The organism is Mycolicibacterium tokaiense, assembly GCF_010725885.1.
GTDB classification, from domain to species: Bacteria; Actinomycetota; Actinomycetes; order Mycobacteriales; family Mycobacteriaceae; genus Mycobacterium; species Mycobacterium tokaiense.
The window spans coordinates 2,973,846-2,995,588 of sequence record NZ_AP022600.1; the positions used below are offsets into that span (position 1 = coordinate 2,973,846).

Below are 21,743 nucleotides of genomic sequence, written 5' to 3' on the forward strand. Positions count from 1 at the left end.
TTCAAGACGGTTTCCGGCGTGAGGGGCCCGGAGTCATGTTTCGATGACGACCTTGCCGATGGTGCGGCGCGGAGAGACGGGGATTCGGGTCAGTCCTGTCTCAGGGCATGCAGCCCTGAGAGCGGGCCACCACCGACCTGCATCAGCCGGCCGCCGTCCCGCAGGCCTCCGATGTCGACCGGGGCGAAACCGAAACCGTCGACCACGTCACGGAAAGTTGTCTTCGCTGTGGCGTCGTCCCCGGCGTAGAACAGGAGTTGGCGCCCGGCGGGGTGGCGCGGGTCGGCTGCAATGTATTGGGCGAACAGCGTATTGAATGCTTTGATCACACGGGCGCCCGGCGCGAGACCAGCGACCCACTCGCTTCCGGTCTGATCGCCGAGGTCGGCCACCTCGACCGGGTCCAGTCGGGCGAACTGGTTGGTGGTGTCGACCAGGATGCGTCCGTCCCACGGTGGCAGGCCAGCCAAGGCCGCCGGGATGTCGGGCCACATCACCGTGAGAAACACCATGTCAGCCTTCGCGGCTTGCGCGGCCGTCCCCGCCGAAGCCAATGGCCCCAGGTTGGCTACCACCTCGCCCAACGTGGAGGGACCGCGGCTGTTGCTCAACACCACGCGATGTCCGGCCGCTACCAGATGTTGGGCGAGGGCCCGGGCAATGGTGCCGGCACCGATGATTCCACAGTTCATGATTCGTCCGCATTTCGATTTTTAATGTCTATCGTCATCAATAACGGTAGGCCTAATGCTGTCATTCGTCATCAATAATCGTCAAGCTGACCCAGGGTGCATCGAGACAGCTGCAGCTTCTCGGGGCCGCCGACTGGGCTAACATTGTTTTTGATGACGGATGACATCGATGGGTACGTCGCGTGCCGGAGATGACCGATGTGCAGCTCAGAAAGGGTGGGTCAGATGCCCCGTGTTTCACGGCAGCAGAAAGAGCGCAACCGCGAGCGCATCGTGGCCGCTGCGGGCCAGGGCTTTCGGGCGCGTGGGATCGATGGGGTGGGCATCGACGAGCTGATGAAGACGGCCGGAATGACTCATGGCGGGTTCTACAACCACTTCTCGTCGAAAGAAGACCTCGCCCTCGAAGTCCTCAACCAGGGCTTCACCGCTTCGTTGGATTCCGTCGATGCCTTGATCAGGGCTCATCCCCGCTCCGGCCGCGCGGCCCTGAATGCGATCTTCGACAGCTACCTGAGCACCTACCACCGCGACCACCCCGAAGATGGATGTGCTTCCGTGGCGCTGGCTGCCGACGCAGGCCGGCACGGTCTTGAGGCTCAGAGGCAGTACCGCCGCGGCTTGCACGGCTACCTCGCCGCGATCACCGACCTACTCCGGGGCAGCGCGAAGCCGACCGGAGCCAAGCTTGATGCACGCAGGGCGCGGGAGCAGGCCATCGCAGTGTTCAGCCAGTTGGTGGGCGCACAACTCATCGCCCGCGCGGTCGCCGAGGCCGATCCCGAGCTGTCCGATGAAGTGCTGGCCGCCAACAGTAGAGAGCTCAAACGTCGTTGTCTTTGATGGACAGCGATCATGCCGAGCCCGGGCGTCAGCGACCGTCCCCGATCGCGCGGGCCAGCCGGTACCCGCTGGCGATCACGCCGATGTGGCTGAAGGCCTGCGGGAAGTTGCCCAGGAACGACCCGTCGCGGGGGTTGATCTCTTCGCTGAGCAGCCCCAGGTGATTGGCCCGGGCGCACAACGAGTCGTAGAGTTCCAGAGCCTCGTCGAGGCGGCCCTGCCCGGTCAGGTTGTCCACCAGCCAGAACGAGCACAGGAGGAAGGCGCCCTCCTCGCCGGCCAGGCCATCAGCGGACACGTCGTGGCGGTAGCGGTAGATCAGGCCGTCGCCGGCGTCGAGCTCGCGGCGCACCGCGTCCACCGTGGCGACCATCCGCGGGTCGTCGAAGGCGACCACCCGGCGCAACGGCAACGCCAGCAGTGAACCGTCCAGGCCGCCGCGGGCGCCGCCGTCGATGGCGAGTTGTTCGGTGAACGTGCGGCGCTCGGGGTCCCACGCGTGCTCACGCAGCATCGCCCCCATCTCGTCGCGGGCACTGCGCCAACGGCCGGTGGGGCAGCCGCGCCCGGTGAGCTCGGCGATGCGCAGTGCGCGGTCCACCGCCACCTGGCACATGGCCACCGAATAGGTGAACGGCCGCCCCGAGGCGCGGATCTCCCAGATGCCGTGATCGGGGGTGCGCCAGCTGCCAATCGCCGTGTCCGCCAAGCTGCTGATCATGGACCACAGATGGTCGTCGACGGCGCCGCCGGCCCGCACCCATTGGTAGGCCACGTCCAGCAGTTCGCCGTACACGTCGTGCTGGGTCTGCCCGGCGGCGCCGTTGCCCCACCGCACGGGTGCCGAATCTCGCCAGCCGCGCAGTACGGGGTCGCTGGTCTCCGCGGGTGGTTGGCCCCCATCGAGGGCGTACATGATCGACGGCCCGCCGTCGCGCTCCGCGCAGGTCAGCGTCCAGGACAGGAACGCGTTGGCCTCGCTGGTCAGCCCGATCCGGCGCAACGCGTAGGTGGAGAAGGCGGCGTCACGCACCCAGGTGTAGCGGTAGTCCCAGTTCCTCTCTCCACCAACCCATTCCGGCAGCGACGAGGTGGCCGCGGCCATGATGCCGCCGGTGGAGGCGTGATCGAGGAGCTTGAGCGTCAGCGCCGAGCGCCGCACCAGGTGATGCTGGGGCCCGGCGTAGTCGATGCCCACGGCCCAGCGCCGCCAGACCTGAGCGGTGCGGTGGGCGAGTTCCTGTGCCGACACCCCGATGTGCACCTGACTGTCGGGCGACCAGGTGAGTACCGACTCGTAGAACTGGCCCGCCCGCAGGGCGACCGACGCCGCCAGGGTGTCGTCGCTGCGGTGCTGCAGCGGATGCGACGTACGCAGCTGCAGAGGCAACCCTGGATGGTCCGGTGAGTCGACCGTCCAGGCGTTGCCGATGCGTCCGAACGACGTCACCCGGAAAGGGCTGAACCGGATGTCGAGATCCACCGATCCGGAGATCACCCGCGCGATGCGCACCAGTTGACCGCGGCCGGACGGCACGATCTCGGTGAGGTCGGCGCCCGAGCGCATCGCGAAGAAGTCGGTGAGCTCCACCACCGCGTCGGGCGTGGTCAGCGTGGTGGTCAGCACGGCAGTGTCGTCGTGGTAGCGCTGCTCGGCCTCGAAGGGGCCGGCCGGTGCGATGGACCACACACCCCCGCGGTCGCGATCCAACAGGGAGGCGAACAGCGGTGGGGCGTCGAACCGCGGCACACACAACCAGGGCACCGCACCGTCGCGACCTACCAGCGCACACGTGTTGCCGTCGCCGATCAATCCGTGGTCCTCGATCGGCAGGAACCCGTCATGGGGTCGCAGGGGGCGGGTGGTGCTGACGCCGAACGGGCGGGTGACGCGATGGGGCACAGGCAGTCCTTGAGGGTCGAGGGATGCTCGGTTGGTACCCGTTCTGCCCGGTTTCTATGGCTGTTTCACGTAATACGTTCTGCAGCAATTACTTTGACTACAGCCAGTTCAAAAATATTGATGGTCAATGTTATTGAGGTGTTGCCGCGCGATGCAGCACCGCACGCAGGGGGATCACCCGCAGGCCGTCGCCCACCTCGCCGCGGCCGTCGATGATCAAGGTGAGGCCATCCGGTCGACGGGGCGGCCACACCAGCGTGACCGTGTCGAACGCGTGCACGTTGCGCCGAGTGCTGTTACCCACCGACGCCAGCTCGAACACCCCGTCCCGCAGCACCGGTACCTCGGCCATCACGTGGGTGCGGTGGTCCTCACCGACGGTGATCAGGTAAGCGAACGTATAGTCGGCCAGGGTTTCTGCCAGCGTGTCCAGTTCGACCTTGACGCTCATGCTGTGGGCGCCGGTTGGCGGCCACGGACCAGCCGGCCCGGCCGTGCGGCGGTGGGGCAGCCGTCTTCGGCGATCACCTCTCCGGAGACGATGGTGGCGACGTAACCGTCGGCCCGCTGGTCGAGGCGCCGGCCGCCGGCGGGCAGGTCGTAGGTGATCTCGGGCTTGTGTGCCCGCATGGCGGCGTGGTCCAGGATGTTCAAATCCGCCTTGTAGCCCGGTGCGATACGGCCTCGGTCGGCCAGTCCCGCCACGCGCGCCGGAACCGACGTCAGCTCCCGTACCGCCTCGGCCACCGTGAGCCGGCCGTGGTCGCGGTCCCGGGTCCAGTGGGTCAGCACGAACGTGGGAAACCCTGCGTCGCAGATCATTCCGTAGTGAGCGCCACCGTCGCCGAGGCCCAGTACCACGTCGTCGCGACGCATCCACCGTCCGACCGTATCCAGCGAGTTGTTCTCGAAATTCGCCATCGCCACCATCATCATGGCGTGCCCATCGTCGTCGAGCAGGCGGTCGTAGGCCTCCTCCAAGGGGCTGACGCCGCGTGCCCGGGCACGGGCGCCCACACTCGTCGCGGCGTCGGGCTCGTAGTCAGGCTGCTCGCCGAGGGGGAACATCCAGTCCCAGGCCTGGGCCAGGTACAGCAGCGGGTGCCCGGCGCCGGGGGAATCGCCGAGAATGCGCTGGCGCACTTCCGGTTTGCGCATCTGCGCCACCCGCTCGGCCAGCGGCAGCTCGGCAATCTCCTGGTAGCTGGGATACAGCACGAAGGGGTTTGCGGTCAGCTCCAGCCCGACCACCAGACCGATCGGGCGCGGGAAGACCTGCGCGGTGATGGACCCGCCCGCGGCGTTGTACTTCTCGATCAACGCCATGGCTTCCGGCCACAGGGGATCACCGACGTTGCCGGTCAGCAGCGAGAACGTCACCGGCAAACCGGCCTCGCCGGCCACGTCGAACACCTGACCCAGGACCTTCTCGAAGCCGCCGGCCGGAATGTCGGGCACGAACTGGATCAGCCCGCCGCCACCGTCGACAACACCGGCGAAGATGGCCTCCAGCTCGTCGCGGCCGGCATCGTAACTCGGTATGGGAGAACCACTCTCGGTCTTGTGGAAGGCGAACCGCGAGGAAGCGAAACCCAAAGCCCCCGCCCGTACCGCCTCGGCGGCCAGCTCCCGCATCCGTGCCAGATCAGCCGGTGTCGCCGGTTCCCGGTCGGCACCCCGCTGGCCCATGACGTACACCCGCAGCGGCGAATGGGGCAGGTAGGCCGCCACGTCGATGTCCAGCCGGCGGGCGGCCAGCGCGTCGAGGTACTCCGGGAAGGTCTGCCAGGTCCAGGGCAGCCCGTCGGTCATCACGACGCCGGGGATGTCCTCGACCCCGGCCATCACGTCCACCAGCACGTCGTGATCCTCGCTGCGGCACGGCGCGAACCCGACCCCGCAGTTGCCCATCACCGCGGTGGTCACGCCGTGTGCCGACGACGGGACCAGCCGGTCCGACCAGATGGCCTGGCCGTCATAGTGGGTGTGCAGATCCACGAAGCCGGGCGTGATCAACAGTCCGGTGGCATCGATCTCGCGGCGGCCCCGTTCTGCCACGGCGCCGACGGCGGTGATCACCGCACCGGTCACCGCCACATCGCCGACGTACGGTTCACCACCGAGCCCGTCGACGATGGTGCCGTTGCGGATGACCAGCTCAGGTGTCATACCGAAGCACGGTACTACCGGCCGGTGCGCCGCCGGGCCGCCTTGGCGGACCGGCTCAGCCCTGGTGACCCATGGCCCGGGAGGCTTCCTGGGCGGCTCCGGTTAGCAGCTCCACGTTGGCGGCGAGCTCGCTGTCGGGCAGATGAGCGGTCAGGCCGCTGATACTCAGCGCGGCGATCACCTCGCCGTCGAGGTTGCGGACGGGCGCGCTGATGGCGCGCACCCCGACCTCGACGTCATCGTCGCTGACGGCGTAGCCGGCCAACCGGATGTCGTCGAGCTGATCGGCCAGCCGCGTGCGCGCCTCCTCCGAGCCGCCGACGGCCTTGGCGAAAGCGCCGTCGAGGTACGCCTTGCGGTCACCGTCGGACATCGCCGCCAGCAGCAGCCGGGGTCCGGCGCCGGTATGCAGTGGCAGCGAGCCGCCGATCAACAGTGTGTGGGCGGTGGCATAACGCCCGTCGAGGCGTTCCACACACACCGCTTCGTTGTCACGGCGGACCAGCAGGAACACCGTTTCGCCCGTCACCCGGAACAGTCGGCGCATGGCGGGCAGAGTCCGTTCGCGCACGTCCATGTGGCGATTCATCGCAGCGCCGATGCGGAACGCGCCAATGCCGAGGCGGTACAGGCCGGAGGAAGGCCGTTCGGCGAACCCGCCGGCGGCGAGCGTGTCGAGGATCCGATAACAGGTGCTCTTGTTCAGTTCGAGTTTGGTGGCGATCTCGCCCAGGCTCAGCGGCTCGGGCGACTGCGCCAGCAACTCCAGCACGGCCATGGCCTTGACCAGCACGCGAACAGGTTCGCTACCCCGTGTCCCCTCTGGCACTGTGACCACTCCTCCTCTGCCCTCGGGCAGGACAGACACTACAAGCCACCACGCCCGACGGACGCCCTCAGCGCCTCGGTGGAGGCAAGGTCGACGATTCCGGCGTCGGAGCCCAGCCCTTGGGCGACCTGTGACGCCGCGGCGATCCCGAGCCGGGCCGCGTCGACGAGCGGTTCACCGGACAGCAGCCCGACGAGGTAGCCGGCGCAGAACGCATCACCACAACCGGTGGTGTCCACGACGTCGACGGTCAGCGCCGGCACCTCGTGGGTGCCCTCGCCTGAGACCAGCAGTGCGCCTTGGGCGCCGCGGGTCACGACAACGGTGCCGACACCGAGGGCGAGCAGCTTCTCGGCGGCTTCGGTGAGGTCGTCGGATCCCGTGATGGCCCGTAACTGGTCGTCGTTGGGCAGGAAGTGGTGCACCTGAGGCCACAGGTCGGCCAGGTCCGTGAGCAGGTCGGCGCGACCGACGCTGAGCAGGTCCATGGTGACGACCGTGCCGTGGGCGCCGGCGTGCTCGGCGATGCGCGGCAGGGCGTCGGCGGCGAAGTCGCCCAGCACGTCCGGGCCGCCGATGTGCAGCGCGTCGGCGTGGGCGACGCTGTCGAGGTCGACGTCGTCGGCGGTCAGTCGGTTCATCGCGCCCGGTGCGTGCAGGGCGGGGCGTGAGCCGTCCGGCCGGATCGGCAGGATGGTCGACGGCGTTGCGGCGCCGCGCTTCTCGGCCAGACCGGCGGTGTCGACACCGTGGTCCTCGAGAAGTAGCCGCAGCATCCGGCCGGCGGCGTCGTCACCCACGGCCCCAATGGAGGCAACGCGGGCGCCGAGTTTGGCGAGATCCACGGCGGTGCCCCCGGCGGTACCCGCCGCGGTGATCTTGATTTCGTCGAGCACCCGACGGCCCTGCCCCGGGGGTATGTCAGTCACCGGTCTGCCGAGGATGTCCAGGATGTGGGCGCCCAGACAGATGACCGTCACGATTGCTCCCGTCGGGCGACAACCGCCGCCAGTTCGTCGTCGCTGAGGATGCGCACCCTTCCCAGCGGCGCGGCGGTGGTGTACAGCTGCGCCAGCCATTCCACCAGATGCGCGCGGTCGTAGGCCTGGTCGAGCGTGTCGCCGTAGGCGACCGCACCGTGGTTCTGCATCAGCGCCGCGGTGCGGCCCTGCAAAGCGGACTCGACCGCCGCGGCCAACTCCGGTGTGCCGTAGGTGGCGTACGGCGCGACGCGCGGGGGGCCGCCCAGCCGCGTGATGTAGTAGTGCACCGCGGGAAGTGACTGCAGCGCAACCGAAACAGCAGTGCTGTGCAGCCCGTGGTGGTGTACCACGGCACGGGCATCGGTGCTGGCGTAGACGGTCAGGTGCAGTGGTGTCTCGGACGAGGGTCGGTGCGGGCCGTCGACCGTGGCGCCGGCCAGGTCGACGACGCAGACGTCCTCGGGCCCGATGGCCTGGTAGTCCATTCCCGAGGGGGACACGGCTACCAGGTCTCCGACGCGGATGCTGACATTGCCTGCGGTCCCGGTGACCAGACCGTCGGCGGTCATCCGGCGTCCTGCCTCGGCCACCGCGCGTCGGGCGAGGTCGAGGTCGTTGCTCATGTTGTCACGACGGTGTTGTCGTGGTCAGCCACCAGCACGGAATGCGCGACGTCCCAGCTGACGTCCACCCGGTCGCCGGTGGTCACCGTCGGTGCGTCGGTCCCGTCGCGGACCATGCCTCGCGGGCCGCCGTCGAAGTCCACCAGGATGCGGCGGAAGGCACCCTGGTACACCACTCCGGACACGGTGCCGCTGAGCCGGTTGTGCGCAGTGGAACCGTTGGCGCCGATGGTCATCCGTTCGGGGCGCACAATCAGTGTGCCGGGCCCGTCGGGTCCCTCACAGCGCAGCGCGGAGCTGCCGGTGTCGAGCACTCCGCCGCGCACGGTGCCAGAGAACACGTTCGAATCGCCCAGAAAGGTCGCCACAAAATGGGAAGCCGGTGTCTCGTAGAGCTGGGTCGGGGTGCCGACCTGCTCGATGCGCCCGTCACGGAACACCGCGATGCGGTCCGAGAGCGCCAGCGCCTCTTCCTGGTCGTGGGTGACGAAGACGAAGGTGATCCCCAGTTCCGAATGCAGCCGCGCGATCTCGAGCTGCAGGGAGTCGCGCAGCCGCTTGTCCAGGGCGCCCAGCGGCTCGTCGAGCAGCAGCGCCCGGGGGCGGAACACGATCGCCCGCGCCAACGCCACCCGCTGCTGCTGGCCGCCGGAGAGCTGGGAGGGCAACCGGTCACCGTGAGATCCCAGGCGCACCACCTCGAGCGCCTCGGCCACCCGGCGGGCAGTCTCCTCACGTCCGATCTTGCGGCGCTGCAACGGGAATGCGACGTTCTGCGCGGCGGTCATGTGTGGAAACAGCGCGTAGTCCTGGAACACCATGCCGAGGTTGCGTTTGTACGGCGGGTGTTGGGCGATGTCCTGCCCGTCGAGCAGGATCCGGCCCGCCGTGACGTCCTCGAATCCGGCGATCATGTTCAGCACCGTGGTCTTGCCCGACCCGCTGGGGCCGAGCAGCGTCATGAACTCTCCGGGCCGCACGTCGAGGTTGATCGCATCGACGGCGGGCTTGACCGCGTTCTTGAAAACCTTGGTCAAGCCGGTCACCTCGATGCCGGCTCCGGTTGTGATGTCAGGCATTGTCTGTGCTCCTACTGGTGGTGCCGGTGCGGCGGGCGAGGCCGGCCATTCCCAGCACCAGGGTGGACACGACGAGCACCACCGTGGAGGCCGCCGCGATGGTGGGATCGACCTCGTTGGTGATGGAGGTGAACATCCGGACTGGAAGAGTTTGCAGCTGGGGTGACTGCACGAACAGTGAGACCACCACCTCGTCGAAGGAGGTGACGAAGGCGAACAGTGCCCCGGAGAGCACCCCGGGCCGAATGATCGGCAGCGTGACAACCCGGAACGTCGTCCACGGCGAGGCACCGAGCATGGCAGCGGCGCGGTCGAGGGTGCGGTCATAGGTGCGCAACACGTTGGCGACGTTGACCACCACGAACGGCAGCGAGAGCACGGTGTGGGCGGCGATGAATCCCGTGGCGGTGCCGATCAGTCCCCACTGCAGGAAGACCACGTACAGCGCGACGGCGATCACGATGCCCGGCACGATCAGTGGGGCGGTGAAAAACCTTTCCAGAGCGCCACTTCCGCGGGTCATCCGAACGATCGCGAATGCCGCCATGGTCCCCAGCACGGTGGCGATCACGGTGACGATCACGGCGAGCTGCAGCGACACCAACAGCGAGGTCAGCCAACTGCGCTCGGTGAAGAACGTGACGTAGTGTTCGGTGCCCCAGGACGCCGGTGGGAACGCAAAACTGTTCTCGCCCGAGAAACTGATCGGGATCACGATGAGGACCGGCACCACGAGCCAGATGGCGATCAGTACCGCAAACGCTGTGAGCACCCGGCGCAGGGTGGTGCTGCCCGTCATGCCGTCCCTCCGAAGGTGCTGGTGGTGAGTGAACGCTGGGAACCGCTGCGGCGCCGGGTGAGCAGTTGGACCGCGGCCAACAGCAGCAGTGTCACGATCAGCAGGGTCAACGCCAGCGCACCCGCGCCGCCGAAGTTCACCAGTTCGTTGACCTGGACGCCGATGTACTGCGCCAGCATGGACTGCTGGGGTGACCCGACGAGCGCGGGCGTCACGTAGAACCCGAGGGACAGCACGAGCACCAGGGTTGCGCCCGCGGCGAGTCCGGGGAACGACAGCGGCAGGTAGACCCGAAGAAAGGCCTGGACCGGGTGGGCGCCCAGTGACAGCGCGGCGTCGACGAGACGGCGGTTGATGCCGCGCATGGTGTTGTAGAGCGGCAACACCATGAAGGGCAACATCACCTGGGCCATCGCAATAGTGACCCCGACCGGGGTGCCGAGAAGCTGGACGGAGCCCAATCCGAGTGCGGCGAAGGCCTTTTCGACCAAGCCGCCGTCCTGAAGCAGCACCACCCAGGCGAATGTCCGCGCCAGCAGCGAGGTCCAGAACGGTACCAGGACCAGGATCAGCAGGATCGCGCGCCACCGCGGGGTGGCGATGGTCATCAGGTAGGCGTACGGGTAGGCGATGACAGCGCAGACGATCGCCACCACGACGGCCATCACCAGCGTGCGCACGATGATGCTGACCGCGGCGCCGTCGGCGATGGCGGTGTAGTTCCCGAGTCCGGGCTCCGGTGTGGTGAGCGAAGTCAGCAACAGCTGCACGGAGGGGATGACGAAGTAGAGCAGCAACCACACTGCGGCGGGGACGGCGAGCAGCAGGGCGGCAAGGGTCCGGCGATTCCCGCGGGACGCCGGGGGTTCCGGTGCAGCGCTCGGTCCGTCGCGGGGGTCTGTGGTCGCGGCCGCGCGAGCCGGCTCGGTCACCGCCATGGCACTCCTCGTCATGGTGTTCCGATTTTGCAATGCAAAATCGGTTTCGTCTTTCTGAGACAACCCGATGCCAGCAACAGTGTCAAGGTCATGAAGAACATTTGCAACATTGATGAAACATGCTCATCGACAATGGTTTATGACTTTCCCCGTGCCCTTGACGGGCCACAGCCGATCTTTCTATGCTTTGCATATAGTAAATCGCATTTCACAATACAAAACGCGAAAGGCGAGCAGTGGCGAATCGAAAGCCGTTGACCACCATCACTGCACTGGCCGGCGCATGCGTAGTCGGGCTGACCGGATGCGTCGGGCCGCTGTTCGCGTCGTCGTCCGCCGACTCCCAGACCGTGGTCTTCGCCAATACCGGCGGAACGCTCGCCGAGATCTTCGCCGAGAACGCCTATCCCGACTTGCAGTCGCGGGGGATGACGGTGGCCGAGGAGTCGCCCAACAACGAGGCCAAGCTGACGGCGATGGTGCAGGGCGGTAACCCGACCTGGGACGTCTACTACTCCACTCCCTACAACGCGATATCCGGGTGCGGCACCCTGTTCGAGGAACTCGATCTCGACCGGCTCGACACCACGGGCCTGGACACGGACCTGCTGACCGACTGCGGGGTGCCGATCATCGGATCGGCGATGCTGCTGGTCTACAACAAAGAGACCTACGGCGCCAATCCGCCCACCGGGTGGGCCGATTTCTTTGATGTCGAGAGGTTCCCCGGCACCCGCGGCATCATGAACTTCGCCAAGGACGCCGGCATGGAGACCGCGCTGCTGGCCGACGGGGTGCCCGGCGACCAGCTCTACCCACTCGACTACGACCGTGCTTTCGCCAAGCTCGACCAGATCCGTTCGTCCACCCGGTTCTACACCACCGGCGCGCAGCAGACCCAGGGTCTGGAGTCCGGCGAGATCGACATGATGCTGGCGTGGCCCGGACGGGCCTACGACGCCGCGGCCGCCGGCGCCGACCTGGGCGTCGCATGGGATCAGCCGCTGCTGTTCTTCGACGCGATCACCATCGTCAAGGGCGCGCGCAACCTCGACGGCGCCTATGACCTCATCAATGCACTGATGGCGCAACCCAATCAGCAGGCGATCGCCGACCGGTTGCCCTACCAGCCGATGAACTCGGCCGCCCACGTCTCCGACGACCCGTTGATCCGCGAATTCGTCAACGGCCCGCAGTCACGCGGCACCGCGGTGCAGCGGGACAACACCTGGTGGGCCGAGAATCGCGATGAAGCCACCCAGAGGTGGACCGAGTGGGTGAACCAGTGAGGCTGGTCGGCTACGCAGACAGCCTGTCGGTCCGCGCCGGCGCCGATGTGAGCTTCGCGGTGTCGTCCGAACATCCGCGCGTACAGGCCGAAATCGTCCGGCTGCGCCGCGGCGGTGGTCCCCGGCACGGGATGGAGTTGCTCGAGGAGCGCATCGAATCCGACGTGACCGCTCTGGTGCCCGGACGGGTACAGACCACCGTCTCCGGCTCGTTCATCGAGGCGACGCTGGAGGCTGCCCTCGATGAGGTCGGGCTCGCGCTGTGGTTCAAGCCCACCGCCACCACGGCGCACCCGCGACCGCTGTGCACCGTGGGCACCGTGAGCGTCACCATCGCCGAGGATGGCTGCACGGTCAGCGCGGACGGCCGTGAGGTCGTGCGCGTGTCCGCCGGCGTCGTCGATGGTCAGTGGCACCACCTCAGCGTTCACGTGCACCGGACGGGTGCGGTGACGGTGGATCTGCGCCGGCCCGATGGCACCACAGTGTCAGGGCAGGGACATACGAATCCCCCTCGGGTCACAGGTGTCATCCGGATCGGGAGCGCGGGGGACTCGGGTGTGCCCACGTTCAACGGCGTGGTCGCCCGGCCGGTGGTCGCAGGTTCGTGGAGCGGCGACGTCGGCTCCCACCTGGCGCGGGGCGCCGATCCGCTGGCGGTGCTGGACCCCGCCCACACCAGTGTGCTCGACCTCGCGACCAACCCCGGCGGAACCCGGGTGCCCGACCGGGGCCGGCTCACCGCCGGCGGCGTGGTCCAGCATCTCCCGGCGCGCGGCGTCCCTGGTCCGTTCTGGACCGGTCGGGAGCGCGACTTCCGGCTCGCGCCAGAGGAATTCGACGGTATTCACCTGCACGACGATGATCTGGCCGACGCCGGGTGGTCGCCGGATGTCACCTGGTCGGTGCCGGCCACCCTGCCCAGCGGGGTGTACGCGCTGAAGCTGAGTGCCGGCGACGACGCCGACCGCATCCCCGTGGTGGTGACACCCGCGGTGCACCGGTCGCCGGTACTGGTGGTCCTGCCCACCTGGACCTATCTCGCCTATGCGAACTGGCGCACGTACGCCGAGTACGAGGCCGAACGCCTGCAGATCTACGGCGAAGCCCGCGGCGTCGATGACCGCGACCGTTGGCTGGCGCGGCATCCGGAGTTCGGGCGGTCGCTCTACGACGTCCACAGCGACGGCAGCGGATGCTTCTACGCAAGTACCCGACGCCCCATGGTGAACATCCGGCCGGACTACTACACGCCGACCACGCGCGGCTTCCGCCATTTTGCGCAGGATCTTCTGCTGCTGCACTGGCTCGACGCGCGCGGCGAGGACTACGCGGTGGTCACCGACGACGAAATCGACCGGGACGGAACGGACCTGCTGTCGCACTACCGGGTGGTCCTCACCGGAAGTCATCCCGAGTACTGCTCGGAGGCGATGTTGAACGCCTACGTCTCCTTCACCGACAACGGTGGGCGCCTGATGTATCTGGGGGGCAACGGTTTCTACCAGGTGACAGCACGCCACCCGGAGATCCCGGACGCCATCGAGATCCGCCGCGGCCACGCGGGAGTGGCGACCTGGGTATCGGCTCCCGGTGAGGAACACCTGTCGGCCACCGGCGAACCGGGAGGATTGTGGCGGATGCGCGGACGGGCGCCGAACCGGCTCGTCGGGGTGGGGTTCACCGCGCAGGGCTTCGACAAGGGGCACGGGTACCGCCGCAGCACACGCAGCACCGAATCCGATGTGTCCTGGGTGTTCGCCGGAGTCGGTGCCGACGCCGGCGAGGTGTTCGGCGACGCCGGGCCGGGGTTGGGAGGCGCGGCGGCCGACGAGTTCGACCGGGCCGACACCGCACTCGGCACACCGGCGCACGCGGCGGTGCTCGCATCGTCGGTGGGGCACTCCGAACGGATCGGGTTGGCACCCGAAGAGGTGGATCACGGGTACGCCGCCCCTCCACCCGGGGTGCATCCCAACATCCGCTCCGACCTCGTCCTGTTCGGCAACTCTTCTGGGGGAGCTGTGTTCTCCGTCGGTTCCATCGGCTGGACCACCGCCATGGCACATCACGACGGCGACAACGCAGTCTCCCGGCTCACTGCCAACGTCCTGGATCGCTTCCGCGATCAGCAGGGTTTCGTGGCTCCCCATCCGTGACCGACCCCTCGAGGAACAATGACTGAGATCCCCACCGCGGTGCTCGAAGATCGCGCCCGCTTCATCCGTACCGAAACACTGCGCCTGACCCGCATCGCCGGCGCAGGTCACTACAGCGCGGTGTTCTCCTGCGCCGAGATCTTCGCCGCGCTCTACTACGACGAACTGCGCCTTGACCCCAGCCGGCCCGACTGGGCGGACCGCGACCGGTTCGTTCTCGGCAAAGGGCATGCCGCCATCGGGCTGTACCCCGTGCTCGCGCATCTGGGCTACTTCGATCCGGCCGAGTTGGACAGCTACACCCGGCTGGGCAGCGCGTTCGGCGACCACCCCGACATGAAACGTATCCCCGGGATCGATTTCTCCTCCGGATCGCTCGGGCACGGACTGTCGGTCGGAGTCGGAATGGCCTGGGCCGCCAGGCATGCCGGCAGGGACAACCGCACGTGGGTGATGCTCGGTGATGCGGAGCTGGCCGAAGGGCAGATCTGGGAGGCCGCGATGTCGGCCGCCCACTTCCGGCTCGGCAATCTCGTTGCGATCGTCGACAACAATCAGCTGGGCATCGACGGCCGCGTCGACGACATCATGCGCACCGAACCGATCGACGCCCGCTTCGAGGCGTTCGGCTGGCAGACCCACCGTGTCGACGGCCACGATCTCGAGGCTCTGCGCGCCACATTCGCGGAGCTCGCCCCGCGCGGCGGTGACCGCCCGCAGCTCATCGTGGCCGACACCATCAAGGGCAAAGGCGTTGCCCGAATGGAACTCAGCCCCGACTGGCACGTCGGCAACCTCGTCGGCGCCGACTACGACGATGTGATGGAGGAGCTGACCCGATGAGCTCGACAGAGACCCAGGACCAGTCGGAGATCTTCAACGGGACCGCTTCGGTCGGGTTCAAGGACGCACGCTCGGCCGACGGCACCGACGTGCGGGCCATCCCGGCGTTCGTCTTCGGTGAGGAACTCGCCGTGCTGGCCGAGTCCGACCCGCGAATCGTGGTCCTGACCGCTGATCTCGGGAGATCCAACAGGGCAACGGATTTCGCCGTGCACTTCCCCGACCGTTTCGTCAACGTGGGCATCGCCGAGAAGAACATGGTGACGATGGCCGCGGGCATGGCGGCCGAGGGGCTGATCCCGTTCGCGGCGACCTTCGGCTCGTTCGCCGCGCTGCTGTGCGCAGAACAGATCCGCACAGACTGCGCCTATCCCGGGCTGCCGGTGCGGGTGGTCGGTCACCACTCCGGGATGTCGATGGGCTTCTACGGCACCAGCCACCACAGCCTCGAGGATCTGGCCATGATGCGCAGCATCGCCGATCTCACCGTGGTGTGCGCCACTGATGCCAACCATCTGCGCAGCCTGCTGCGCGTGTCGCTGGACCATCCGGGAGCGATGTACCTGCGGCTGGGCCGCGGCCGCGATCCCGAGGTCTATGACCGGCCCCCCGCGCTGACGCTGGGCCGGGCCGAGACTCTGCGGCAGGGATCCGATCTCACGCTGATCGCCACCGGTTCCACCGTCCACCCCAGTCTTGATGCTGCGCAGCGCCTTTCGGAGCAGGGGGTGTCGGTGCGGGTGGTGGACATGTGGACGGTGGCGCCGTTGGATCGGGATGCTGTGCGCGACGCCTGCAGGCAGACCCCGGCGGTGCTGACGGTCGAAGAGGCCAACCTCGCCGGCGGTCTGGGCTCCGCCGTGGCTGAATGTATTGCCGACGAGGGACTCTCGACACGCTTCCGTCGTCATGGTGTCCCCGACGAACACGTCCCGGTGGGTCCGCCCGCCGCCCTCTACGCCCACTACCGGCTCGACGGCGCGGGCATCGCCGACGTGGCACGCGAGCTCCTCGACCAGGACAGGACCCACCCATGACCTCCACACGCCAGGCTCTCGGCGAACAAGAATCGGCCCTGCGGGGCCGGGCCGGCCGGGTGATCCCCGGGGGGATGTACGGCCACATGAACGTGGCAGCCTTCAGCGACACCCACCCGCAGTTCATGCGGTCCGGGAACGGTGCGCGGGTCGTCGATGCCGACGGCCGCGAATACCTCGACCTCATGTGCAGCTGGGGACCGATGATCCTCGGACACAACCATCCTGGGGTGAACGCAGCCATCGTCGACCAACTCGGCCGCGGAGACTGCCTAGACGGCACCAGCCCGTTGGCGGTCGAGTACGCCGAACTCCTGGTGGACACCATCCCGGCGGCGAACTGGGCGCTGTTCTGCAAGAACGGCACCGACGCGGTGACCACCTGCGTGACCACTGCACGTGCGGCCACGGGGAAGCGCAAGGTGTTGGTGGCCCAGGGCGCCTACCACGGCGCGGTGCCCTGGTGCGCGCTGCGCGGTGAGGGGATCGTGGCCTCCGATCAGGAGCACCTGATCCACTACGAGTACAACGACCTGGCGTCGGCGGTCACCGCGGCCGAGGAGGCAGGCGAGGATCTCGCCGCAATCCTGGTGTGCCCGATGCGCCACGACATCAAGCGCGACCAGGAGATGGTCGACATCGAATTCGCACGCGGGTTGCGCGCGCTGGCCGATCGCACCGGTGCGGTCCTGGTGCTCGACGACGTGCGCTGCACCCACCGGTTGGATCTCGGTGGCAGTTGGGAGCCGATCGGGGTGCGGCCGGATCTGGCGGCGTATTCGAAGCCGCTGGCGAACGGGCAGCCGCTGGGTGCCGTCACCGGTTCGGACGCGCTGCGCGAGGCCGTGCGCTCGATCTACGTCACCGGGTCGTTCTGGACCGGGGCGCTGCCGCTGGCCGCGGCGCTGGCCACGCTGACCGAGCTGCGCAAGGGTGAGGCGCTGCCGATCATGGAGCGCGCCGGCCGGCGCCTGCGTGACGGCCTGGCGGCGCAGGCCGCGTCGCACGGCTTCGTGGTGAACCAGACCGGGCCGGTGCAGATGCCGATGCTGTCTTTCGCCGATGACCCCGACTTCCGGTTGGCTCGCGCGTGGGCCGAGGCCGCCGCGACCCGAGGGGTGTACCTGCACCCGTGGCATAACTGGTTCCTGTCGGCCGCGCACACCGACGACGTCATCGACGCGATCCTCGCCCGCACCGACGACGCGTTCGCAGACGTGGTGTAACGCCGCGGGGTGTCGGACCCCGAACATACGATGACGACGTGATCGATCACTTCGGAATCAACTGCAGCGACTGGCCGAAGTCGCAAGAGTTCTACGACGGTGTTCTGCGCGTGCTCGGGTACAGCAGGCAGATGGATGTCGGGGAGGCCGTCGGCTACGGCACCGAGGGCCACCCGACGTTCTGGATCGCCGACGCCGGTGCGGGCGATGTCACCGGACCCAACCGGGAGACCCACATCGCGTTCGCAGCGTCATCGGCGGCCGATGTCCAGGCCTTCTTCCGGACTGCGCTGGCGTTGGGTGCTGAGCCGCTGCACGAGCCGCGGCTGTGGCCGGAGTACCACGAGAAGTACTACGGCGCCTTCGTGCGGGACCCGGACGGCAACAACGTCGAAGCGGTGTTCCACGGCGGCGGCCCCGCTGACCACGGTGACACGCACGGATCCCTGGGTCCCAACTCCTACGCGTAGCGTCGGACACATGGCCGCAGATGCACTCAACGAACTCCTGACCGATGCGTTCACCCGGCTGATCGAACACGCCGAAGAGATCACCGACGGACTGACCGACAACGTGGCCACCTACCGGCCGACCCCGGACGCCAACACGGTGGCCTGGCTGCTGTGGCACAGCGCCCGGGTGCAGGATGCGCAGGTGGCCGATGTCGCGGGCGTCGAGCAGGCCTGGACGGCCAAGGGCTGGGTGGACACCTTCGGCCTCGACCTGCCCTGCGACGACACCGGCTACGGGCACAGCGCCGCCGACGTGGCCAAGGTGCAGGCCAGCGCGGACAACCTACTCGGCTACTACCGCGACACCCACGAGCTCACGCTGGCGTACATCGACAAGCTCGACGCCGGCGAGCTGCAACGGGTCATCGACGAGAACTGGGACCCGCCGGTGACGGCATCGGTGCGGTTGGTCAGCGTCCTCGACGACTGCGCGCAGCACCTGGGGCAGGCTGCCTACCTGCGCGGCATCACGCCTTGAAGTAGACCAGCTGATGGGTGACGGCCAGCAGGGTGTCGTCGCGTCCCCACAGCTGCGCCGTCTGGTCGAAGAACCCGCCGGTGAAGCGCTGCGCTCGGGCGGTGGCCAGCACGTAGTCCGCTTCTTGGCGCTGCAGTGCGGCGGCATCAGCGTGGAAATACACGGTGAATGAGATGGTGCCGGCGGGCAGCATCTGCCCGCGGCGCAGGAAGACGCGCGGATAGAACACGTCGCACAGCGCGGTCAGCGCCGGGTAGTCCAGGGGGCGGGGCGGCTGATCGCGCACCCACAACGTCGTCGTCGAGTCCGCGCTCTCGCCACTGTCCTCGCCGGGCACGGCGCCCTCGACGTACCGCATGTCATAGTTGCGCATCCACGTCACGAAGCTCGAGATGTCCAGTGGGGCAGTGTGTTCCGGCGCGGGTGCGGCAGGTGGTGCGGTCTCGGTGTCCGACCAGGTGTCGCGGCGGATGCCGAACACGGCGGTGGCGGTGGTCCGGGTCTCGCCGTCCTGAACCAACTCGGCGATCCAGTGCTGATTGGTGCGATTGGTGCGTACCGCACGCAGTTCGATGTCGAACGGGCCGTCGGCGATGGGTGCGGCGTAGTTGACCGTCAGCGACACCGGATCGCCGAGGCGGTCCGGATGCTGCTCGATGGCGCGGAGGACGGCCGCCGCGGTGACCCCGCCGAAGGGGCCGACCATGTTGGCGTAATCCGGGGTGGTGCGCCCGCGCGCGGAACCCGGGCTCGAGTCCAGCGCCAGGGCGACATCAAACGGGTGCGTCATGGGCGTTGAACTTACCCGCCGCCACAGCCCGTTTTGACAGGTGTCAACCCCGGTGCGACATCCGTCACACGGCGTGGTTAACATGGCCCGTATGACTGTCACCAGTGATGTCGCCAACACCGGGACCATCCACAATCCCGCGACCGGCACCGTGGCCGGCCAGGTCACCTGGACCGACCCCGCCGACATCCCGGCCATCGCCGCCGGACTGCGTGAGGCCCAGCGGGAGTGGGAGCGCCGCGGACCCAAGGGCCGTGCCCGGACGCTGTCGCGCTACGCGGTGTGGCTGGCCGACCATCGCGACGAGATCGAGACGCTGCTGATCGCCGAGACCGGCAAGTCCGCAGCAGACGCCGCACAAGAGGTGCCGCTGGTGCTGATGATCCTGTCGTACTACATCAAGAACATCGAGAAGGCGCTGGCGCCCGAAAGCCGTCCGGCGTCGTCGCCGCTGATGGCGATCAAGAAGATCTCGGTGTACTACCGCCCGCGCGCCGTCGTGGGCATCATCGCGCCGTGGAACTATCCGGTGGCCAACGCGATGATGGACGCCATCGGCGCGTTGGCCGCGGGCTGCTCGGTGCTGCTGAAGCCCTCTGAGCGCACCCCGCTCACCGCCGAGGTGCTGCTGCGCGGCTGGAACGAGGTGTCCGCGCCGCCGGTGCTGGCGCTGGCCCAGGGTGCCCGCGAGGTGTCCGAGGCGGTCGTCGACGTCAGCGACTACATCCAGTTCACCGGGTCGTCGGCCACCGGAACCAAGGTGATGGAGCGCGCGGCCCGCCGGCTCACCCCGGTCAGCCTCGAACTCGGCGGCAAGGACCCGATGATCGTCTGTGAAGACGCCGACATCGCGCTGGCTGCCAATGCCGCGGTGTGGGGCGCGATGTTCAACGCGGGCCAGACGTGTGTGTCGGTGGAACGGGTGTACGTCCTGGATGCGGTCTACGACCAGTTCGTCAACGCCGTGGTGGCCGCGGTGAACAAACTCAGTATGGGAGCCGGCGACGGCAACCATTTCGGCGCGCTGATCGACGAATCCCAGGTGGCTGTCACCGATCGGCACGTCCAGGATGCCCTGGCCAAGGGAGCCACTGCGCTCACCGGCGGCAAGCGCCCCACCGGGCGCGGCACCTTCTACCCCCCGACTGTGCTGGTGGACGTCGACCACTCCATGCTGTGCATGACAGAGGAGACCTTCGGCCCCACGCTGCCGATCATGAAGGTGGGATCGGTGGCCGAGGCGGTGAGACTGGCCAACGACAGCCAGTACGGCCTGAGTGCCTCGGTGTTCTCCAAGGACGTGCAGCGCGCGAAAGACATTGCCGTGCAACTCGATTGCGGTGCGGTCAACATCAACGACGTGATCTCGAACTTGATGTGCACCACCGCCCCCATGGGCGGCTGGAAGGCGTCGGGAATCGGAGTTCGCTTCGGCGGTTTCGAGGGGGTGCGCAAGTTCTGCCGCCAGGAGACCGTCGTGGTACCCCGGACCACCCTGGCGGCGGGCGGCAATTACTACCACAACTCGCTCAAGGCGCTGGCCCGGATGAACAAGCTGATGACCAAGGTGGCGCTGTCGGTGCCCCGGAAGGGCGCCAAGTAAGCCGCTGCTGAGCGTCCACCCGCCGTTCACCTTCCGGTCACCGAGGTGTTCGCGACGGCGGATACGTTGCGCCGGTGCTGCTGGACATCAACGCCTCGTACTCCGTCCTCGACGATGACGACGACGACCCCGTGCTGCTGCTGCAGCCCGGGGACGAACCGGTCGACACCTGGCGGGAGAACTACCCGTACGACGAGCGGATGAAGCGCGCTGAGTACGAGGAACAGAAGCGGTTGCTGCAGATCGAACTGCTCAAGCTGCAGAAGTGGAGCCAGGCCAACGGCCACCGGCACGTCATCGTGTTCGAGGGCCGCGACGCCGCCGGCAAGGGCGGCACCATCAAGCGCTTCATGGAGCACCTCAACCCCCGCGGCGCCCGCGTCGTCGCGCTGGAGAAACCCACCGAGCGCGAACGCACGCAGTGGTATTTCCAGCGGTACGTCAACCATCTGCCTGCCGCCGGCGAGATCGTCCTGTTCGACCGCTCCTGGTACAACCGCGCCGGGGTCGAGCGGGTGATGGGCTTCTGCACGCCCAAGCAGCACGCCGAGTTCGTCCGGCAGGTGCCGCTGTTCGAGCAGATGCTGGTCAACGATGGTGTCAGCCTGATCAAGCTGTGGTTCTCGGTGACGCAGTCCGAGCAGCGCACCCGGTTCACCATCCGCCAGGTCGACCCGGTTCGGCAGTGGAAGCTCTCACCCACCGATCTGGCGTCGCTGGACAAGTGGGATGACTACACCGCGGCCAAAGAGGACATGTTCGCGCTCACTGACACCGAGGTGGCGCCCTGGATCGTGGTCAAGAGCAACGACAAGAAGCGCGCCCGGATCAACGCCATGCGCTACGTGCTCGGTAAGTTCGACTACGACAACAAAGACCATGAAGTGGTCGGCCGGGCCGACCCGCTGATCGTGGGGCGCGCACTGTCGGACTGACGGCACCCGCCCC

21 protein-coding genes are annotated in these 21,743 nt (G+C 67.8%); 10 read left to right on the top strand and 11 right to left on the bottom strand.

What is annotated here, in order from left to right; all coding sequences use genetic code 11:
- Positions 1 to 89: 89 nt before the first annotated feature.
- Positions 90 to 692, bottom strand: coding sequence for an NADPH-dependent F420 reductase (locus G6N58_RS14435; protein WP_115278239.1), 603 nt, complete (start codon positions 690 to 692; stop codon positions 90 to 92).
- Between the two features lie 225 nt (positions 693 to 917).
- Between G6N58_RS14435 and G6N58_RS14440 the strand changes: the two genes are divergently transcribed.
- Positions 918 to 1,535 carry a TetR/AcrR family transcriptional regulator gene (locus G6N58_RS14440; RefSeq protein ID WP_115281512.1) on the top strand — a complete coding sequence of 206 codons (618 nt, stop codon included), beginning with the start codon at positions 918 to 920 and terminating at the stop codon, positions 1,533 to 1,535.
- 28 nt (positions 1,536 to 1,563) lie between these two features.
- Here the strand turns inward: G6N58_RS14440 and G6N58_RS14445 are convergent, their stop codons facing one another.
- From G6N58_RS14445 to G6N58_RS14485, 9 genes are all read right to left on the bottom strand, one after another.
- Positions 1,564 to 3,438, bottom strand: a complete 1,875-nt coding sequence (locus G6N58_RS14445) for a glycoside hydrolase family 15 protein (RefSeq protein WP_115278238.1) — start codon at positions 3,436 to 3,438, stop codon at positions 1,564 to 1,566.
- A gap of 130 nt (positions 3,439 to 3,568) precedes the next feature.
- The gene (locus G6N58_RS14450; RefSeq protein ID WP_068915341.1) at positions 3,569 to 3,889 is read right to left on the bottom strand and encodes a hypothetical protein; all 321 of its coding nucleotides are present in this window, start codon (positions 3,887 to 3,889) and stop codon (positions 3,569 to 3,571) included.
- Entirely contained in the window at positions 3,886 to 5,607 is a 1,722-nt protein-coding gene (locus G6N58_RS14455) for an N-acyl-D-amino-acid deacylase family protein (protein ID WP_115278237.1), read from the bottom strand. Before G6N58_RS14455 ends, G6N58_RS14450 begins: the two co-directional genes overlap by 4 nt.
- Before the next feature lie 55 nt (positions 5,608 to 5,662).
- The gene (locus G6N58_RS14460) at positions 5,663 to 6,400 is read right to left on the bottom strand and encodes an IclR family transcriptional regulator (RefSeq protein WP_115278236.1); all 738 of its coding nucleotides are present in this window, start codon (positions 6,398 to 6,400) and stop codon (positions 5,663 to 5,665) included.
- Between the two features lie 74 nt (positions 6,401 to 6,474).
- Positions 6,475 to 7,416 carry a carbohydrate kinase family protein gene (locus G6N58_RS14465; RefSeq protein ID WP_115278235.1) on the bottom strand — a complete coding sequence of 314 codons (942 nt, stop codon included), beginning with the start codon at positions 7,414 to 7,416 and terminating at the stop codon, positions 6,475 to 6,477.
- A complete protein-coding gene (locus G6N58_RS14470; protein ID WP_115278234.1) occupies positions 7,413 to 8,042 on the bottom strand; it encodes a class II aldolase/adducin family protein in 630 nt (209 codons plus the stop codon). Before G6N58_RS14470 ends, G6N58_RS14465 begins: the two co-directional genes overlap by 4 nt.
- Positions 8,039 to 9,121: an ABC transporter ATP-binding protein gene (locus tag G6N58_RS14475; RefSeq protein ID WP_068915346.1), complete on the bottom strand. Its 1,083-nt coding sequence runs from the start codon at positions 9,119 to 9,121 to the stop codon at positions 8,039 to 8,041. The genes G6N58_RS14470 and G6N58_RS14475 overlap by 4 nt, the downstream gene beginning before the upstream one ends.
- Positions 9,114 to 9,920, bottom strand: a complete 807-nt coding sequence (locus G6N58_RS14480) for an ABC transporter permease (protein ID WP_068915347.1) — start codon at positions 9,918 to 9,920, stop codon at positions 9,114 to 9,116. The genes G6N58_RS14475 and G6N58_RS14480 overlap by 8 nt, the downstream gene beginning before the upstream one ends.
- Positions 9,917 to 10,873 carry an ABC transporter permease gene (locus tag G6N58_RS14485; RefSeq protein WP_197746423.1) on the bottom strand — a complete coding sequence of 319 codons (957 nt, stop codon included), beginning with the start codon at positions 10,871 to 10,873 and terminating at the stop codon, positions 9,917 to 9,919. The genes G6N58_RS14480 and G6N58_RS14485 overlap by 4 nt, the downstream gene beginning before the upstream one ends.
- A gap of 239 nt (positions 10,874 to 11,112) precedes the next feature.
- On the opposite strand from G6N58_RS14485, the gene G6N58_RS14490 reads away from it, so the two are divergent.
- Genes G6N58_RS14490 through G6N58_RS14520 form a run of 7 tightly spaced genes read left to right on the top strand, consistent with a single transcriptional unit; the run spans position 11,113 to position 18,402 of the window.
- Positions 11,113 to 12,147 (top strand): extracellular solute-binding protein, encoded by a 1,035-nt coding sequence (locus G6N58_RS14490; RefSeq protein ID WP_068915349.1) that lies wholly within the window; start codon positions 11,113 to 11,115, stop codon positions 12,145 to 12,147.
- Positions 12,132 to 14,306, top strand: a complete 2,175-nt coding sequence (locus tag G6N58_RS14495) for a N,N-dimethylformamidase beta subunit family domain-containing protein (RefSeq protein ID WP_147289315.1) — start codon at positions 12,132 to 12,134, stop codon at positions 14,304 to 14,306. Before G6N58_RS14490 ends, G6N58_RS14495 begins: the two co-directional genes overlap by 16 nt.
- Before the next feature lie 18 nt (positions 14,307 to 14,324).
- Entirely contained in the window at positions 14,325 to 15,149 is an 825-nt protein-coding gene (locus G6N58_RS14500) for a transketolase (RefSeq protein WP_083230554.1), read from the top strand.
- Positions 15,146 to 16,186, top strand: a complete 1,041-nt coding sequence (locus tag G6N58_RS14505; RefSeq protein WP_068915351.1) for a transketolase family protein — start codon at positions 15,146 to 15,148, stop codon at positions 16,184 to 16,186. Before G6N58_RS14500 ends, G6N58_RS14505 begins: the two co-directional genes overlap by 4 nt.
- Positions 16,183 to 17,412, top strand: coding sequence for an aminotransferase class III-fold pyridoxal phosphate-dependent enzyme (locus G6N58_RS14510; RefSeq protein WP_115278231.1), 1,230 nt, complete (start codon positions 16,183 to 16,185; stop codon positions 17,410 to 17,412). The genes G6N58_RS14505 and G6N58_RS14510 overlap by 4 nt, the downstream gene beginning before the upstream one ends.
- A gap of 38 nt (positions 17,413 to 17,450) precedes the next feature.
- Positions 17,451 to 17,882, top strand: a complete 432-nt coding sequence (locus G6N58_RS14515; RefSeq protein ID WP_115278230.1) for a VOC family protein — start codon at positions 17,451 to 17,453, stop codon at positions 17,880 to 17,882.
- Positions 17,883 to 17,892: 10 nt separating this feature from the next.
- Positions 17,893 to 18,402, top strand: coding sequence for a mycothiol transferase (locus tag G6N58_RS14520; protein ID WP_115278229.1), 510 nt, complete (start codon positions 17,893 to 17,895; stop codon positions 18,400 to 18,402).
- Here G6N58_RS14520 and G6N58_RS14525 read toward each other — a convergent pair.
- Complete coding sequence (locus G6N58_RS14525; RefSeq protein ID WP_115278228.1) at positions 18,392 to 19,192, bottom strand: acyl-CoA thioesterase; 801 nt, start codon at positions 19,190 to 19,192, stop codon at positions 18,392 to 18,394. The genes G6N58_RS14520 and G6N58_RS14525 overlap by 11 nt on opposite strands.
- Before the next feature lie 91 nt (positions 19,193 to 19,283).
- Here G6N58_RS14525 and G6N58_RS14530 point away from each other — a divergent pair, with 91 nt between their 5' ends.
- Positions 19,284 to 20,795 (top strand): aldehyde dehydrogenase family protein, encoded by a 1,512-nt coding sequence (locus tag G6N58_RS14530; protein ID WP_115278227.1) that lies wholly within the window; start codon positions 19,284 to 19,286, stop codon positions 20,793 to 20,795.
- 74 nt (positions 20,796 to 20,869) lie between these two features.
- Positions 20,870 to 21,730, top strand: coding sequence for a polyphosphate kinase 2 (ppk2, locus tag G6N58_RS14535; RefSeq protein WP_172544972.1), 861 nt, complete (start codon positions 20,870 to 20,872; stop codon positions 21,728 to 21,730).
- Positions 21,731 to 21,743: the final 13 nt, after the last annotated feature.

Excerpts from the sequence above, each read along its gene's own strand:
- G6N58_RS14520 (WP_115278229.1), top strand. The coding sequence starts at position 17,893 with ATGGCCGCAGATGCACTCAACGAACTCCTGACCGATGCGTTCACCCGG.
- G6N58_RS14530 (WP_115278227.1), top strand. The coding sequence starts at position 19,284 with ATGACTGTCACCAGTGATGTCGCCAACACCGGGACCATCCACAATCCC.
- G6N58_RS14475 (WP_068915346.1), bottom strand. The coding sequence starts at position 9,121 with ATGCCTGACATCACAACCGGAGCCGGCATCGAGGTGACCGGCTTGACC.
- G6N58_RS14510 (WP_115278231.1), top strand. The coding sequence starts at position 16,183 with ATGACCTCCACACGCCAGGCTCTCGGCGAACAAGAATCGGCCCTGCGG.
- G6N58_RS14525 (WP_115278228.1), bottom strand. The coding sequence starts at position 19,192 with ATGACGCACCCGTTTGATGTCGCCCTGGCGCTGGACTCGAGCCCGGGT.
- G6N58_RS14505 (WP_068915351.1), top strand. The coding sequence starts at position 15,146 with ATGAGCTCGACAGAGACCCAGGACCAGTCGGAGATCTTCAACGGGACC.
- G6N58_RS14480 (WP_068915347.1), bottom strand. The coding sequence starts at position 9,920 with ATGACGGGCAGCACCACCCTGCGCCGGGTGCTCACAGCGTTTGCGGTA.
- G6N58_RS14485 (WP_197746423.1), bottom strand. The coding sequence starts at position 10,873 with ATGACGAGGAGTGCCATGGCGGTGACCGAGCCGGCTCGCGCGGCCGCG.
- G6N58_RS14435 (WP_115278239.1), bottom strand. The coding sequence starts at position 692 with ATGAACTGTGGAATCATCGGTGCCGGCACCATTGCCCGGGCCCTCGCC.
- G6N58_RS14440 (WP_115281512.1), top strand. The coding sequence starts at position 918 with ATGCCCCGTGTTTCACGGCAGCAGAAAGAGCGCAACCGCGAGCGCATC.
- G6N58_RS14500 (WP_083230554.1), top strand. The coding sequence starts at position 14,325 with ATGACTGAGATCCCCACCGCGGTGCTCGAAGATCGCGCCCGCTTCATC.
- G6N58_RS14470 (WP_115278234.1), bottom strand. The coding sequence starts at position 8,042 with ATGAGCAACGACCTCGACCTCGCCCGACGCGCGGTGGCCGAGGCAGGA.
- G6N58_RS14455 (WP_115278237.1), bottom strand. The coding sequence starts at position 5,607 with ATGACACCTGAGCTGGTCATCCGCAACGGCACCATCGTCGACGGGCTC.
- G6N58_RS14450 (WP_068915341.1), bottom strand. The coding sequence starts at position 3,889 with ATGAGCGTCAAGGTCGAACTGGACACGCTGGCAGAAACCCTGGCCGAC.